This is a genomic window from Paenibacillus sp. 1SOY10, from assembly GCF_056836745.1.
Genome location: NZ_JBXENK010000014.1, coordinates 31,990 through 49,185, shown reverse-complemented (window position 1 = coordinate 49,185; position 17,196 = coordinate 31,990). Strand labels below are relative to the sequence as shown.

At 46.1% G+C, this 17,196-nt stretch carries 10 protein-coding genes and 1 riboswitch; of the genes, 6 read left to right on the top strand and 4 right to left on the bottom strand.

Features of this window, described 5'->3' with window-relative positions:
- Nucleotides 1-46 precede the first annotated feature (46 nt).
- Nucleotides 47-1,354 (bottom strand): hemolysin family protein, encoded by a 1,308-nt coding sequence (locus tag AC1VOR_RS21450; RefSeq protein ID WP_482620918.1) that lies wholly within the window; start codon nt 1,352-1,354, stop codon nt 47-49.
- A 259-nt stretch (nt 1,355-1,613) separates the two neighbouring features.
- Nucleotides 1,614-1,713: riboswitch (purine riboswitch) on the top strand.
- 236 nt (nt 1,714-1,949) lie between these two features.
- On the opposite strand from AC1VOR_RS21450, the gene AC1VOR_RS21445 reads away from it, so the two are divergent.
- The 6 genes from AC1VOR_RS21445 to galU all read left to right on the top strand — a co-directional run bounded on the left by AC1VOR_RS21445 (nt 1,950) and on the right by galU (nt 12,949).
- Nucleotides 1,950-3,395, top strand: coding sequence for an NAD(P)/FAD-dependent oxidoreductase (locus AC1VOR_RS21445; RefSeq protein WP_482620916.1), 1,446 nt, complete (start codon nt 1,950-1,952; stop codon nt 3,393-3,395).
- Between the two features lie 714 nt (nt 3,396-4,109).
- Complete coding sequence (locus AC1VOR_RS21440; RefSeq protein ID WP_482620915.1) at nt 4,110-5,063, top strand: copper amine oxidase N-terminal domain-containing protein; 954 nt, start codon at nt 4,110-4,112, stop codon at nt 5,061-5,063.
- Between the two features lie 374 nt (nt 5,064-5,437).
- On the top strand, nt 5,438-8,362 hold the full coding sequence (locus tag AC1VOR_RS21435; RefSeq protein ID WP_482620913.1) for a DUF5704 domain-containing protein: 2,925 nt from the start codon (nt 5,438-5,440) through the stop codon (nt 8,360-8,362).
- 435 nt (nt 8,363-8,797) lie between these two features.
- Nucleotides 8,798-11,365 (top strand): U32 family peptidase, encoded by a 2,568-nt coding sequence (locus AC1VOR_RS21430; RefSeq protein ID WP_482620911.1) that lies wholly within the window; start codon nt 8,798-8,800, stop codon nt 11,363-11,365.
- 351 nt (nt 11,366-11,716) lie between these two features.
- A complete protein-coding gene (locus tag AC1VOR_RS21425; protein WP_482620909.1) occupies nt 11,717-11,920 on the top strand; it encodes a hypothetical protein in 204 nt (67 codons plus the stop codon).
- A gap of 153 nt (nt 11,921-12,073) precedes the next feature.
- Complete coding sequence (gene galU, locus AC1VOR_RS21420; protein WP_482620908.1) at nt 12,074-12,949, top strand: UTP--glucose-1-phosphate uridylyltransferase GalU; 876 nt, start codon at nt 12,074-12,076, stop codon at nt 12,947-12,949.
- 52 nt (nt 12,950-13,001) lie between these two features.
- On the opposite strand, the gene AC1VOR_RS21415 is transcribed toward galU, so the two are convergent.
- The 3 genes from AC1VOR_RS21415 to AC1VOR_RS21405 all read right to left on the bottom strand — a co-directional run bounded on the left by AC1VOR_RS21415 (nt 13,002) and on the right by AC1VOR_RS21405 (nt 17,104).
- Entirely contained in the window at nt 13,002-15,458 is a 2,457-nt protein-coding gene (locus AC1VOR_RS21415) for an O-antigen ligase family protein (RefSeq protein ID WP_482620906.1), read from the bottom strand.
- A 116-nt stretch (nt 15,459-15,574) separates the two neighbouring features.
- Nucleotides 15,575-16,306, bottom strand: coding sequence for an ABC transporter ATP-binding protein (locus AC1VOR_RS21410; protein ID WP_482620904.1), 732 nt, complete (start codon nt 16,304-16,306; stop codon nt 15,575-15,577).
- Nucleotides 16,307-16,327: 21 nt separating this feature from the next.
- Nucleotides 16,328-17,104 carry an ABC transporter permease gene (locus AC1VOR_RS21405; protein WP_482620902.1) on the bottom strand — a complete coding sequence of 259 codons (777 nt, stop codon included), beginning with the start codon at nt 17,102-17,104 and terminating at the stop codon, nt 16,328-16,330.
- Nucleotides 17,105-17,196 lie beyond the last annotated feature (92 nt).

Here is a 17,196-nt window from a genome sequence, read left to right as displayed (position 1 = left end):
CGGCAAGCTCGCTTTTTCTACAAATTATCATCTATGGAACGGGTCGTTAAACGGACCCTTGCTTCATGATTTCGAGTTTTCTGAAACGGTGAGGTTCTTTCTCCAGCAGCTTGAAAGTCAAATCTTCATGCTCTAAGGTTTCGCCCACATCCATCACGGGGTTCATGCCGTAGAGCCAGCCGCCTATCGTATCTACTTCCTCCGTACTGAGGTCTGTCAACAGCACTTCGTTAATCTGATTAACGGTCACTGTTCCCAGCGCAACGATATGAAGTTCATTCAGTTGTACGAGTGGGTCTTCTTCTTCCTTATCGAACTCGTCCCGAATCTCGCCGACCAGTTCCTCCAGGATATCCTCCAGGGTGACTAGTCCGGCTGTCCCGCCGTACTCGTCGATCAGGATGGCAATATGAGTGCCTTCGGCCTGCATTTTCTTAAGCAGTTCGTTAATTGGAGTAACCTCGGACACCGTCATAGTCGGTTGCAGCAAGGAAGCAAGCTCCAGGTCGGGATTACTATCATAAGATAAGAAAAATTGCTTGGTATTTATGACGCCGATAATATTATCTTTGCTGCCCTCCACGACGGGAAAGCGGGTGTATTGCTGTTCCTTGATGATATCCAGATTCTCTTGCCGCGTCTTGTCCGTATATAAGCATACCATGTCGGTACGCGGAACCATAATTTCCTTGGCAAGCAAGTTATCAAACGCAAAAACACGATTTACATACCCGTATTCGCTTTGATTGATTTTTCCACCTTCAAAGCTTTCGTTGATAATAATTTGCAATTCTTCCTCAGAGTGAGCATCTTCATGCTCGGAAGCTGGCTTGATGCCGATGAGGCGTACAAGCTGGTTGGCCGATCCGTTCAAGGCCCAGATAAACGGGCGCATGATCTTGGTGAACAAGATCAAGGGTCTAGCGGTAAGCAAAGCAATTTCCTCGGATTTGCGAATGGCCATTGTCTTCGGAGCTAGTTCCCCGACAACCACGTGCAAATAGGTAATGACTACAAACGCGATAACAAAAGAAAGCCCACTACTGACTGCTTCAGGTAACTCAAGGCTTTGAAACACCGGATGAAGTATCTTCTCTACGGTTGGTTCCCCTAGCCAGCCAAGTCCCAGCGCGGTAATCGTAATCCCAAGCTGACATGCTGACAAATAACCATCGAGATTCGTGGTTACCAGTTTGACGGCGGGCGCTCCCTTATGGCCTTCCGCAATTAACTGATCAACCCGGCTCCCCCGGACACGTACTATCGCAAACTCTACGGCCACGAAAAATGCGGTGAGCGCAATGAGGATGACGACCAAAACCAAGTACAATACCAAAAGCCTGTCACTGTCCATTCTCTACATCTACTCCTTATTTATGATTAAAGTGATAAAGCATAAGCTCATTATATAATAGGCTGACTAGAGAAAGCGAATTTGAGAAAAGCAATAAAACGTGACTTTAATGATATGAACGTTCGTGTTTGTTGCTATAAATATTAATAAAATATCGAATTTGGAGAGTTTTATAATGTAAATACGAATATTAATCGGTTTTTGAACTTGACTTCATCTATTTTTTTCAATATACTTTGGTTGTTTCATAAGAGATACATCAGATAGATAACTTAACGTTCGTATAACCTCAATAATATGGATTGAGGGTCTCTACAAGGAACCATAAATTCCTGGCTACGAATAGGGTGCTTTGGCATACCTATGAGTAGCCAGGAATTTTTTTTAAAAGAGGTAGTTCAAAAAATCGTCTTCCCAGGACGAAGCTGTTCGAGGAGTGGATTCGGCATCGAATCTTGAATTCAGCCGGGACTTCCGTTGCTCACGTACCCACTACGTACGCTCCGCTACTCAGTCCCTAGCTTCATCCAACCTTCTCGGTCCTGCGAACCCGATTTTTTGAACACGACTGATACTTTACTTGTGGAGGATACAGATGAGTAAATACGATGTGATTGTGGTAGGAGCAGGCCCTGCCGGGATATTTGCCTGTTATGAATTAACCCGGAAGGCTCCGCACTGGAAGGTGCTGCTGGTGGACAAGGGGCATGATATTTACCGCCGGAGATGCCCGATTCTGGAAGAGAAAATTACTCTATGCCCGCCTGCTGCCGGACGTAAGGAGTTTGCAGGCTGTCTGCCAGCTTGCTCTATTACAGCCGGATTTGGTGGTGCCGGGGCTTACAGCGATGGTAAATTTAATATCACTACGGAGTTTGGGGGTTGGCTAAATGATTATATTGCCCCTTCCCGGGTGCTTGATCTGATTAAATATGTGGATTCCATCAATTTGGAGCATGGGGCTACCCCTGCGGTTACAGACCCATTGACCGAAGCGGTGCGGGATATTGAGCAGCGGGGATATGCGGCGGGGTTGAAGCTGCTGCGTGCGCAGGTACGTCATTTGGGCACGGAGCAAAATCTGGAGATTTTGAAATCCATTTATGAATATTTGGCTACACGTATTGATATGCTGTTCAAGGCCGAAGTGGCTGACTTGATCACGGATAAACAGAATGATAGCCACGTGGTACGGGGGATTACGCTGAAAAACGGTGACACGCACGAGGCGGATTTGGTCATGGTTGCTCCCGGCCGGGACGGCTCGGCATGGCTGACGGAGATTTTGAAGAAGCGTCGGCTGAAGATGACGAATAATCAAGTGGACGTTGGAGTGCGCGTAGAGACCTCCGATGTGGTGATGCGGGAGATTAATGAGCATTTGTATGAAGGCAAATTCATCTACAATACCTCGGTGGGCACGCGGGTACGCACGTTCTGTAGCAATCCGTCGGGACATGTGGTCGTGGAAAATCATAGCGGGGTTATGGCGGCAAACGGGCATTCTTTTAAAGATCCGGCGCTGGGTTCCCATAATACGAATTTCGCCTTACTGGTATCCCATAAGTTTACGGAGCCGTTTGACAAGCCCAATGAATACGCGCGCGAAATCTGCCAGCGGGCCAACGACTTGTCTAACGGTGGAGTGATCGTGCAACGGTACGGTGATATCCTGCGAGGCCGTCGATCGACGGCAGGTCGAATTTCCGAAGGCTTCCTGGAGCCCACGCTTAAGGAAGCGGTACCGGGAGATCTGGGACTTGTCCTCCCTTACAACACGATGAAGAGCTTGATTGAAATGGTCGAAGCTCTGGAGAAAGTCACGCCGGGTATTGCCTCGGAGCACACGTTATTTTACGGCGTAGAGGCCAAATTCTATTCGGCCCGGCCCAAGCTAAGCGAATCGCTGGAAACAGAAATCAGCGGCCTGTTCTGCGGCGGTGATGGCGCCGGTATCACCCGGGGCTTGGCTCAAGCCGGAGCCGCCGGGGTTTGGATTGCCCGAGGGATGCTGGAGCGGGCTGGGGCGAGTCGAGGTTAACTGTGGTGGAACCGAGGGAGCATGTGGTAAAGCTAGTTGGGGGAGCAGCGGGTTGGCTGGGAGTGGTGGAGTGGGGCAACGCCAGGTTACGCTACAAGGGAGATGAGTAGCGCCAGGCTACAGAGGTTACTTGGGAGTGGAGTAGCTTGTGTGGCCACCTAGGCGGATTAAGCTCGCGGGGCAAAGGTCTGGTTACACACTAGTGGGAAATCTTCCAGCTATTTTGCGCATATTGGCTGATTTATGTTAATTAGATGGAAAAGCTCCCTATAAATCTGTGGTTTTGGTCCATTTCAGGTGATTTGGGCAAAAATATATGGAGGAATTCCAGTTAACTGTTTTAGAATGGCGAAAAAGGAGTTTTTAGCTGGAGGATTTCCATCTAAATTATTTTAATAGCAAAATATGTATGTACTCTCGTAGATAACTACCTACTTGAAGACTCTACCTCATATGAATTCGGTAAGTATTCGCTGTGGTCTGGAGTAAAAGGTTCTTCCCAAATGGAAGAAATTCACTTATACTAATAACTGGTGAAGCACACCTTGCATCGTAATGGATGGCGAGGTGTGCTTTTTTGTCGTATTTAGATGGATTAAATTCACAAATTAGAGAGAAGGAAGGAGGTTGATGGAGAAAGGGTGGCGAATATTGGGGGAGTTGGATTAATTAAGGTCATGAGGAAATAAGCAAAATGCTATAGGAGTGATGGGGATGAAGAAGCTAGTCATTTTAATGTTATGTGGAGCACTGGGAATGAGCGTAGGAGCTGTGCCACAGATGAAAAACTTTCAGACAGCAGGTGCGAAAGAAGCCATTGTAGGAAGTCCTAAGCTGGCTGTACTTGTTGATGGACGTAAGGTGAAGTTTCAGGGTGGTGATCCAGTATTGGAGAATGGACGAATACAAGTGCCACTTCGGGGAATTGGTGAAGCGCTTGGTGCCAATGTGGAGTACGACGGGGCTGAGAAGAAGGTCACTTACACCAAGGAAAACAAATCGATTGTCCTAACGATGGGAAGCAAGCAGGCCCTTGTGGACGGTCAGTCAGTTGCCATGGATATAGCAGCTAAAGCTGTCAAAGGACGCACTTATGTGCCATTGCGATTTGTTAGTGAGAATTTGGGGGAAGCGGTGGAATGGGATTCGGTTGGGCAATGGGTTTGGATTGGGAGTAAGGAAGTGCCTGACATCACGGAAGTGACAGAACTTGAAGATTTGAGTTCTTACAAGAAATATTTTAAGAATGATGATAATCGTTATGAGTTACTCCAAAATAATGGATTAGCATTAGAAAAAGTAAGGATTCTTAAAAAGGATCAATTCCCTATTCAAATGGGAAATAAGACAATCTATGAAATTTATTTGGCGAAAGACGGTAATAAGACTAGAATACAGGTTCGCTATAAAGGAGGGTATGAATTAGGACTGTTTTTGCTTAGTAAAGAGAATGAACCTAGAGATAGGGCTCCCATAAATGGACTTGGAGAAGTTAAGATGAAAGATGGAACAAAAATCGCTACTTATTATGTTGATTTTATTGGTGACAAAATTTTGTTGCAGGATAACGATTGGGAAAAGTTCACTCTGAAAACTTTCGATTACATTTGCTTTAGATCGGCATCTGGTGAAGACAGTGTGCATTTGCTGGTAAATCCTTTTAAATAAGGTGGAAAATTATGTGTAAGAGAAATAGGTATATGTATAAATTTTTTTTAATCATCTTTACTATTTTAACGTTGCTGGGTGTAAGTAAGTCTTTTGCTGCTAAAGCTGCATTTTCCCTAACAACAACAAGAAGTGAGCAAAATGAAAATGTCTATTATACAGTGGGTATGGGTTATGCCGATATCTGGACAAACTCAGCAGGCCAGTATATTGCCGATCCCTACTCCGGTCTTATTATAGAACCAGGGAAAACGATCGTTTCACATGATGAATGGGCATATCAGTTTAAGTTTCCTGGTCGAATAATAAAACAAATAAATGTATCAACGTACAGTCATTCTGTCAGTGGGGAAAAGCAACAATGGACGGATCAAATGTTTAGAAACGCAAGATACGGTGAAGAGTACAATAATTGGAAGCCACAACTAGCTAGTATTATAGATATTTATGATAAAGGTTTAACAGGCAAAGGTACAGAAACTGCAATCCAAGTTGTGAGCGTAAAAGCGAGACTTGATGCTCCAGGTGCAAGGATTATTGTTCCGGGTCCACCTTTTGCAGATGGTGTAACCTACCAGCGTCAATATTTTCCTTTTTTATTTCGTATCGAACTCGAACCCCTCGAAGGCCAAGCAATCATTAAACACTTCACCACAACAGGTCAAGCTTTAAACGGGATAGATGGCTTTAAGGATCGGACGGAAAAGCTAATTCTAGAACAAGAGTACTTTTATGAGCATGCACCAGATACTAGCAAATATAAGTACCAAGGATATCAGAAGAGTACCATCAAGGAGCCTGAGGGAGGGCCAAATGCGACGGGGGATCCTCCAAAGTTTAAATATGACGGTAAATTTTCAATATATTACGTCTATTTCTACTACGAACCCAAAGGGGGCAATCCCCCAGATATACCTAGTACAGGGCAATGCACCGCACCAGCGCCAAGCGGTAATGTGATCGATGTACCGCTAAATGATCCGGCTGTCAGCGCCGTGATTAAAGCGGATAGCCGGGGGGCGGAGAGGTTCAATGTGCTGGATGGGATTCCGACGACGGAGAGTCTGTATGGGAATGTTCTGACCAAGAGTTATCTCCATCAGAATAGGTTTGTTGAGATGGGCGGAACGTGCACCTTCGATATTACTGTGAATCGGGAGTATACCTTGACTTGGGACCCAGGGAAGACGGTAACGGATGACGAAGGAAACACGCGGACAGAACCTGATCCTCAGTCTGATACTGAGACGGTTACCAAGTCGTATAGCGTTAAGCGTGAGTATTCCTATTGGGTGATCGACAATCTGGAAATTTACCAAATTGACGAAGCAACTTTGCAAAATTATGCTTTTGCAGGGAATGAAATTCGTATTTTGCCCGCAGGGTATACACCCCCCAGTTACTCCACTGCCAAATCAAGTGGCTTTACGGCTCCTAAGCCGGAAAACCCGGTTGAAGCTCCTTCGGGGAGTAAATCAGGAGGCAAAAGCAGGCCTAGTGTTTCGGGAGAAAATTTGAGTTCTTATGCCGAGGGGGCGGTAGAAGAAGTAAAAGTCACAAATGACACGTTAACTTTCAATGGGACCACTATTATGCAGGGGGCTGAAACTACTCGCTCCGGGCCAAAGCCAGGTGCAATTCCTGTTGCCTCGTCCATTGGGGAGAATGTGCTGTACAGCCCGGGACATGAGATTCCGATAAGTAAAACAAACAAGGCTAATCAGCCTAGTACAGGCACCATTTATTACGGGTTGATGAGCGGAAATATCCAGGGCGGTGCCGATAAAAGCTATCCGATTCCGGGCATCAACTCGGTGACGGTGCATACGCCTGTCGTCATGTACCCGGACGTATCGGATGATGCGGCTCATAACCAGAAAACAACCCCTGCTGCAGGAAGGTCGGCGCTCATTTTAGATCGTCCTTTTACCGTAGAGTTACCGAATAGTGGACAGCATACGAACTATATAGGGTATGGCAACCGGAATTATCTCAAGTACATAGGCAGCAAGCAGGTGCGTTTTCCCTTTGATGTGTATGATGGAGCACGGTCAAATTTTTATCCGAAAAATACTTGGATTGAAGTTCGAAAAGAGCAGGAGACATATCCTTTCTTTTTACCCGTTTGGGTGGATGAAGGTTTTTATGAGGTAGAGTTTCGCTCGATTTCACATAATGCACCGGGAGGTGCTACGCAGCAAACGAGTGCAAACCTGAATCTCGTCCACCACGTCGCTTATGATAAGGTGGCGGTAGATGTGATTGGGCGGGTGTATGACTTTCAGGTGACGGATATTGCTGATTACAACTGGGAGTTGGTGTTTCGTGCTGCAAAAGGTAGTCGCATTCCTACCGGGGTTTCGTATTGGGTGGGACGTCAAGGCATTGACGGAGCGCCTCGTGGGAATGTAGAACGATATACCTTGCCTATTCGGCCGGGAAGCCATCCGTTGTATAAAAATGCTGTGGTTAAGACCGGCTATCATTTCAAGTTTGACCTGAAGACGAAGGGGAATATGTTTGGTCTGGAGGATCAGATTGTGATTACCCCGAGCTTCTATTTCGTGGATGGGGACAGTGGCGCCAGACAAGCGGTGGACTTGTATTATCATACCGGGAGCCAGAGTTATGTCCGGATTGGTTCTCCGTCAGACCAGGTGAAGCGTTACGTGATTCTGAATGAGCGGCTGCGAAATGTGCCGGAGGAAGAACTGAGAGATACGGCGCTCTACAAGTATGATCATGAGTATACGTTCAATCAGGTGGCCGGGATTGGGCGAAGCCAGTTCGTGCAAAATTTTATGGAGCGGCAAACCATGCGGGAGACATCTATCGGGAGCTTAAGTCTGCTGCGGTTGCCCGAGGGTGTACGGACGCTGATGGGCCCGAAGACGGAAATTCCGGTCACCGTAGACCTAGCCAGAGCCAATGCAGCCGTTCAGAAATGGTACGGAGAATACAGCCTGCCGGCAGAATTGTTCGCAGTACCCACAGGGACGAATGTAGCAGAGTATGGACGCACGCATGGGGGATTGACGGATCGGTCGGAAATCTTTTTGAGTAATGGCTATATTGTGGTGAACTTCAATGTAGAAACGGTGCGAAACGGGGAGCTTAACCGGCCCTATCTGCAATATATTCATGGTCCTTTGATGAACCAGTGGCATGATATGGAGGGATTTGTACGACAGGTCACGGACCCGTATGGTCGGCAATTCAATTTGCAGGATGGGGATGTCGTGTTCTATCATGCGGACTTGTCGAGCAGGGATGATTTCCGGTCTATGGTGACACATTGAGTGGACGAGAGGCTGGATGCTCCGATATTGCTGCATAACGTAGGCGAAACTTTTTCACTATGATGTCTAATTTCTGCTTTGTAGCCGCACAGGAAGTCCAACATGAATCGTACTGGAAGTTATAAGGATTTCAATTGCATAAAAGTTATGGAAGGCTAGAAAAATAAGACCCGTGTACTGCCCATGAGAGCTGGTAACCATTGCTCTTGTGGGCTTTTTTCGCGTGTAAGGTGTAGGCCTCTTGGTGGAATTAAGTGCGAGTTCAAAAAGTCAAATTTACTCCTTGAACAACTCTTCAAGTATTTTTATGGTGAATGACTGGAAAAGCTAGAGTACGTCGCCAATGTCTGCTAGAATAAATAAGTTAATGGATGATTCAATTTTGAAGCTTTAGGAGAGATAAATGCTGACCAGGGTCAGCTTGGGAGGATATATATGAGTAGCCGTAACACTGGATTAACCAGACAGGATGTAGAGTTGTTGGCACCAGCCGGCGATTGGGACTGCATGCGTGCCGCCGTGGCAAATGGGGCGGACGCGATATTTTTTGGAGTGGAAAAGTTTAATGCCAGAGCCAGAGCAAACAATTTTCGGATGGATGAGCTGCCGGAAATCATGGCCTTTTTGCATAGCTATGGGGTCAAGGGGTTTCTGACGTTTAACATTCTCGTCTTTGAGGATGAGCTACGTGATGCACAGGAATTGATTGAGGTATGTATCAATAGTGGCGTGGATGCGGTCATTGTGCAGGATTTGGGCTTGGTTAAGCTGATTCGCGAGTTGTCGCCGGACTTCCCGATTCATGGTTCGACACAAATGACGATTACGTCGCCGGAGGCCGTTGAATTCGTGAAGCCTTGGAATATGGAGCGAGTGGTGCTGGGCCGGGAAAATAATTTGAAGCAAATTCAGGTGATTGGGGAGCAGGCGAAGCTGCCGATGGAGGTTTTTGTGCACGGGGCGCTTTGTGTTTCTTACTCCGGTCAGTGCCTGACCTCCGAGATGTGGGGTGGGCGTTCGGCGAATCGGGGAGAATGCGCGCAGGCCTGTCGGTTGCCCTATGATCTTATCGTGGATGGTGAGCAAAAGCCGATGGGCGATGTGGCTTATCTGTTGTCACCTAAGGACTTGGCCGCCATTGATATTATGCCGGAGTTAATTGAAGCGGGCGTGACTTCTTTTAAAATCGAAGGTCGGATGAAGACTCCGGAGTATGTGGCCAACGTGGTGAGCAAGTACCGTAAAGCGATTGACCTGTATTTTGATGGTGATGATGCGCGGCCGTCAAAAGAAGAAATTCGTGAGCTGCAGCAGAGCTTTTCACGTGGGTTTACCCATGGCTTCCTGGAGGGTACCAACAACAAGCAACTGGTGGAGGGAACATTTCCGAAAAGCCGCGGTGTTTATCTTGGGCGCGTAGAGAAGGTATTGCGCGATGGCGTGGTCTGCAAGCTTGAGGCTCCGCTTAAGCGGGGGGATGGAATTGTGTTTGATGCCGGGGACCCGACGAAAAAGGAAGAAGGCGGGCGCGTGTACGATTGGCGTCGTCAAGGTGTGAAGCAAGAGGGCGAAGCCGGGGAAGGCTGGATCATCGACATCGTGCCGGGTCGGAATGATGTTGACCTGCGCCGCGTGCATGTAGGCAATCGTATCTGGAAGACAAGCGATCCGGCGCTGGACAAACGGTTGCGTCAGACCTATGAGACGGAGAAGCCGTATCGGGTGTTCCCGGTGCATGTGCGCGTCGTAGGCCATGCCGGGGGGCTACTCTCGACCTTCTGGACGGATGTGCAGAAGGGGACGACGGTGCGTGTGGACTCGGAGCTGGAGCTCGAGATCGCGCAAAAACGGCCGATGGACGTAGCCCTGCTCGAAGAGCAGTTCGGGCGTCTCGGCGGCACGGTGTTCCAGCTTGAGAAGCTGGATGCGGAGCTTCATGGCGACGTGATCCTGCCGATGCGAGAGCTGAACGGCATCCGCCGGCGAGCGGTGGAGCTGCTCGCTGCTGAGCGGCCGAAGCCGCCCGTGTGGACGCGGGCGGCAGGGGCTGCTGCCCCGGCCATGGGCGGGGCGCGCGTAGCTGCTCCGCCGACTGGCGCTAGCGCTGCCGCAGGCACGTGCCGCGCGCCGCATCAGCGCGGTGGAGCGGAGCTCACCGCGCTGTGTCGCAGCCTGCCGCAGGTGCAGGCTGCGCTGGAAGCCGGCGTATCGTGGATTTACGCCGACTTCGAGTTTATCAAGCAGTTCCCGGCAGCGGTAGAGGCCGTTCGGGCCGCAGGCAAACGTATTGCTCTGGCTACGCCGCGCATTCATATGCCAGGTGAGAACGGCTACCACAACAACATCCTGCGCCTCCAGCCGGATGCGGTGCTGGTACGCAATACCGGGGCGCTCTATTATTATTTGCGCCACCGTCAAGAGAACCCGTCTGCGCAGCACCCGCAGTTGATTGGTGATTTCTCGCTTAATATCGCCAATCACAAAGCAGCGGAGCTGTTCCTGGAAGCGGGTTGTGACATGGTGACACCATCCTATGACCTCAACATTCAGCAGATGGTGGATCTGCTTGGTGTCAGCCCTACGGCCGACATGGAAATTGTTATCCACCAGCATTTACCGATGTTTCACACCGAGCATTGCGTGTATTGTACCTTCCTCAGCGAAGGTACAAACTATACGAACTGTGGCCGTCCATGTGAGGAGCAACGGGCTTCGTTGCAGGACCGCATCGGCATGTCCCATCCGGTCCGTGTGGATGAAGGCTGCCGGAATACGGTCTACAATGCGATTGAGCAATCGGGTGCGGAATACCTGAGCCATTTTCTGGAGCTAGGAGTTTCTCGTTACCGGGTAGAGTTCCTGGAGGAAACACTGGAGCAAGTACATGAGGTCATCAATTTGTACAACCGGGCGCTACGTGGTGAAATTAGTGGTACTCAGGTGTGGAAAACACTGAAAGCCACCAATCAGCTTGGCGTTACCCGTGGGCAATTGGTGAAGTAGACGAATATGAAATCAATATAGAGTCTTTATGGCAGAGAAATTTGGCCATAGAGACTCTTTTTCATAGCTCAAATATCAGAAAATACACCCTGCGAAGACACTCGTTTTTCCAATGAGGACAACATGTGGAGGGTTTGTGAAGAGGGTCTGAAAAGGCGCTAAATCAAGTCTGCAAGCTGCATCAAACCATTCTATTATGATATAATGTAAGCGTAAACAAAAAACTTAAGAGCGATCCTGGCAGATTGTTAAGATGGCTGAAGTCATGAAGCCAATTAGGTCATAAGTTAGAAATGAATTGCAAGAGGCAGTCTGGAAGTATCGCTCGACATTCCCAGGAGGGTGATCGTGATGTTTGAAGGATTCCTCGAAATGCAATCGGTTGTAGGTCGGGTGCATGGCCGATTGACCATGGACGGTGAGCAAGAGTATCGGAAGATCGAATTTAGCAATGAGCGTCGTTTGCATACCCCGGATATGGATCGTTCACCAGTGTTGCAGGAAGAGCATCAATCTTGGAGAACGGATTGGCTAGGGAAATGGCGCAGCCACTAAGCAAAAGATACATGACTGTGAATAGATAAGAGTGTGAGCAGATTTGGGGTTATCTCCAGGTCTGCTTTTTCTATTTGCCCAGCATCACAGATGCGCTCCAGCATATGTTATAATGACAGCAACTGGACCATCCTGAAATGAGGAGATCGTTGTATGAAAATCCGTAAGGCCATCATCCCCGCAGCAGGGCTGGGTACGCGCTTCCTGCCAGCGACCAAAGCGATGCCTAAAGAAATGCTGCCGATTGTGGACAAGCCCACCATTCAATATATTGTGGAGGAGGCTGTAGCTTCGGGGATCGAGGATATTATTATCGTTACTGGCAAAAGCAAACGTTCCATTGAGGATCACTTTGATACCTCTTTTGAATTGGAGTTTAACTTGAATGAAAAAGGTAAATTTCAACTGCTGGAAGAGGTTCGTAAATCTTCAGATATGGCAGACATTCATTATATTCGGCAAAAGGAACCCAAGGGGCTTGGACATGCGATCTGGTGTGCACGCAAATTTATTGGCAATGAGCCGTTTGCGGTATTACTAGGGGATGACATTGTTGAGTCTGATGTACCGTGCCTGAAGCAAATGATTGAGGTATATAACCAGCATAAATCCTCTATTGTAGGTGTTCAACCTGTGGATTGGAATGAAGTATCACGTTATGGCATTGTAGATCCTACAGCTATCAATGATCATGTCTATGTTGCCAATCAGTTGATCGAGAAACCAAAGGTGGGGACGTCACCCTCCAATTTGGCCATTATGGGCCGGTACATTTTAACTCCCGCTATCTTTGATATTTTAGAAAATCAACGAGTAGGAGTAAATGGAGAAATTCAGTTGACGGATGCTATTTCTACGCTTGGTGAAATGGAGCGTGTGCTGGCCTATCATTTTGATGGGGAACGGCATGATGTTGGGGAGAAATTAGGCTTTATCAAAACAACCATTCACTACGCGTTAGAAAATCCAGAGCTGCGGGATGAATTGATTCGTTATATGACGGATATTTTGAAGCCGGTAGCTAAATAATCCGTTACAACTAAAAAAACGGTCTCTCCTATGAGGAGGGACCGTTTTTTAGTTAGAAATTTAAGCTTGCCAATTCATCTATGGAAGCCTGTTCAGATGGGTCTACCTGCAAGAGCAAGTCGAGTACGGCTTGATCGGTGGAGCCTGTTTTTTGCAAGGAGGCCAGATACCAACGAGCAATTTCCCGATTGGTGCTGTCGCCCAAATCTTCACGGATTCCTGTCTTGAAAACCTCCGCTGCTTTGGCGGGTTCATTGAGCATGAACTCCATTTTCCCGGCATGAAGGATCATAGGCTGGGTAACCTCAAAAGCATTCCCCTGCATTTGACCTTCAGGAAGTGTCTTCAAATGCTCTACTCCGTCAACCACATGCTGATAAGCAGTGACTCCGAGGTGGAAGTATTCATCCTTCTGCACCACATCCTGCTCACCCAGCTTCTGATAACCAAGCTCGAAGGACTGTACAATCAAGTCCTCGTACCAGTTCATGTCCCAAGCATAACGCTTGGCGTTATCACTAAGGACCGCATGGGCTTGTTCCAATTCTCCCTTAGATTGATAGAGCTTAATAAGCTGTTTGTACATATTTTTATTATAAGGTTCTTTTTTCAAAGCATCGGTAAGCAACAATTTCTCTTGATTGTAAAAGGCATCGTCCTGGGTTTGCTCAAACCCGGCCAGCAGAAGAGAACTCATGTACAATATCGCATCTGGCTGTCCACTACGTTTCTTGAGCGCTTCACTGAGTGGAGCTTGAATCTCTTGAAAGTCAGAGCTTGTAGAGATCAGCATTTTACCTTGGACCGTAGCTTGGTTCGCTTGGATGTAACTGATGGATACGAAAATCAAAATTAGCGAAGCCACAACCATAACAGAACTGAACAATCCGCGCATAGTCCTCGGTTTCAGTACAAGCTTGCCAGCAGGGTGATGCTCCATTCCCGCAGCCATACCCCCAAGTCCCAGGAACACAAGTACTCCTAAGAATACATAACTCATGTTAAAATCCATCAAGCTGTGCATGAGAATGGAAAGTACGATGATGAAGTAAGCAAAATTACCTTCACGCTTTTGCTCGTCAGCCTTCATGTAGTCACGGATATATTTATAGAAAATAAAGCCCATAAAAGCAAGCAAAACGATAAATCCTAAAACACCAACCTCAACCAGGTATTGCATGACAAAGCTATGTGCTTGACGACTGAGGTATGGGTTGTTCTGGTATTGCTCATAAATTGAAGCCCAAGCCCCACCACCTGCCCCAATCACCGGATAGTCTTTGACAACTTTTGCGGCATCCTTGTAGAAGGTCATCCGTTCCAGAAAACTGTGCTGCTGGAGATTGAGGTTCTCCAGACGTTCTCCGATGTTGCCAGGCAGGATGTGCTTGAGATTTGTGCCCAAGAACAAGAAAGCCAAGACCACAACTGCTATGACAGAGACAAGCGGTAGCCACAAATTGGAGAACTTCTTCCCGGACCAATGGCTAGTGGCCTTCTCCAAACGCGGTGCCACAAAGCGTTGTATAAGCCAAGCCAACAATGCAAGTATAATCGAGGCAGCGAGAACGTAGAACCAGCCTTTAGCCGGATCTCCGATTTGCCCCAGATGGAACTGTTGGCCCAGCTCTGTCACCGGTTTGGCAATAAGCAGAGTAGCAACTCCAGCAATCAGTGAATAGAGAATCCATAAAATTTGTTTGGCTGGCTTCAGAAACAGTAGCAATATCACAAACACGACCGGCAGGAACACCAAGCCCCCACGTGATAAGGTTAAGAGAAGAGACAGGACAATTGGAACTAACATGAAGGCGTGAACGGCTTGTCCATATCCTTTTTTAGAACGTGTAATAGCAAATACGGCCACGAAAAAGAAAGCCATTAGAAAAGCGGCATACGTATTCGGGTATTGGAACACTGAAGCTAGCCGTGGACCATTGGAATCAACCCAAACTGCCTGGTTGAACTGGCCATTAACCACAGTGCTCGTGAACCAGCCGACAATAGCCGACACTGTTCTACCTTGTCCCAACCAGTTAAACAAGCCGAACAGAACAATGCCATAGCCTACGGTAATCACAGTCGTTTCTATGATTTGATTCGCCTTTTTCTGTTGCAATAGATAAAGCCCAATGATGAATATAAAGGCGTAAAGGGACTGAATCAACACCATATTGGCAGCAAAATACTGGCTAGCCGCGTTAATCAATGCGATAATATAGGTTATGGGGATGAACAGAACGAGTAGAGCCGTCCAATCCCGTTGATCTTCAAGCTTAATGCTTTTGAAGAAAGCGGCGACCCAGGCTAGCATTAGCAAGCTGCCGATTAGCACCGCCCAATAGATAGGCTTCTCAAAGTCTAGCACAAGTCCGTTGAACAACCCGGCCTGGAACGGCGCCCAAACCAAGAATAAAATGAGTCCGATCATCAATACCCACAGAGCCGCAGGAAACTTTTCCCCATTTCTCGACGCTGTGGCCTTTTTCCCGTATACTGGATTCGACACGTATTTATCTCCTTTGCGAATAGGTACGACAATTATTTTAGCATAGTTTAGTTATAGTAGACCACTTTACCAATCAAGGCTGTTCTAATCCTGAAAGGATCGGAACAGCCTTGTTATTAATTGGCTTTATACTTATCACATATAATATCTGCCGGTCCTATGTCTTTAACTGAGCCCTGTTCAAGCCATAACACACGGTTACACATGTTCTTCATTTGATCAATGGAATGCGAAACGAACAAAACAGTAGTACCCGACCCCATTAACTCCTTCATCTTTGCTTCAGATTTTTCTTTAAATTTATGATCTCCTACGGATAAGACTTCGTCAACAATTAGAATATCAGGTTTAACAAGAGTGGCAATTGAAAATCCTAACCTGGCTCTCATACCTGATGAGTAATTTTTTATAGGGGTATGGATGAACTTTTCTAACTCAGCAAAGTCAACAATTTCATCTAGTTTTTCTTTGATGAATTTTTTTGAGTAACCAAGTAGCATACCATTTAAATATATGTTTTCAATACCAGTAAGCTCTGAGTTAAAGCCACCGCCCAACTCAATTAATGGAACTAGTGAGCCATATCTTTCCACAGATCCGGATGTTGGCTTTAAAATGCCAGCTACAACCTTTAATAACGTGCTTTTCCCAGCTCCATTTAAACCAACAACTCCAAAAACTTCTCCTTTCTGAATCTCAAAACTAACATCTTTCAAGGCAGAGAATTCTTCATAAGTAATTTTCTGAGTCATAGCATTGATGAACACCTGTTTCAACGAATTGACTTTCCCACTCATTAACTTGTATTTCATGGAGACCTGGTTGACTTTTACGGCTATATTATTCATTTATTCATCTCCAATTTTTGCTTACAAGTAAAAGATAAATTTGTCCTGTTTCTTGTGAAAAATGACGAGTCCAACTAACATAGTTGTTACTCCATATATCAGGCAAAACAAATGACTAACAAAAGAAGGAGTTACATTATAAATTAAATAATCTCTAAACATTTCTACAATAGAAAATATAGGGTTGAACTGAATTATCGGTAAAAGTTTTTCTGGAATTATATCTGCTGGATAAAAAATTGCTGAAGTATACATAACAATTACTAGAACAATTGAATAAAGGTGTTGTAAATCTCGAAAGAAAACATAAATAGTAGATAATATTAAACCAATCCCAATAGAAATGAGAAGCAAATAAAATAAAGGGAATATTACACCGAAATTCATCCAAGAAAAACTAGGCCCATTAAGTAACATCACTGGGATAATTGAAATCATTGCTAAAAGAGAATTAATAAATGAAGAGCATACCCTGGATAAGGGAAAAAAATATTTCGGTAGATATATTTTCTTCAAAAGAGAAGAATTGTTGACTACTGACTGCATCGCAAAGTTTGTCGTCTCCGAAAAGCAAGAATATATCAGCCTTCCGGATAGGACATAAATTGCAAAATACTCGATAGAAGTAGAAAATAACTCAGAAAAAATTAATGTTAGTACCATCATAAATAATAATGGATTAAGAACGCTCCATAGAATTCCTAGTATAGAATTTCTATACTTTAATTGAATATCATTTTTTATTAATTCAAAGAACAAGTCTTTAAATTTACTGAAGTTTCTTAGATATATTAGCATGTTTTATTCTCCTTAAATACAAGACCACTATTTAACTTTAAATATAACCTAAATTTAATGCAAGCTTCCTGTTATATATTGAGAGAGGGGAT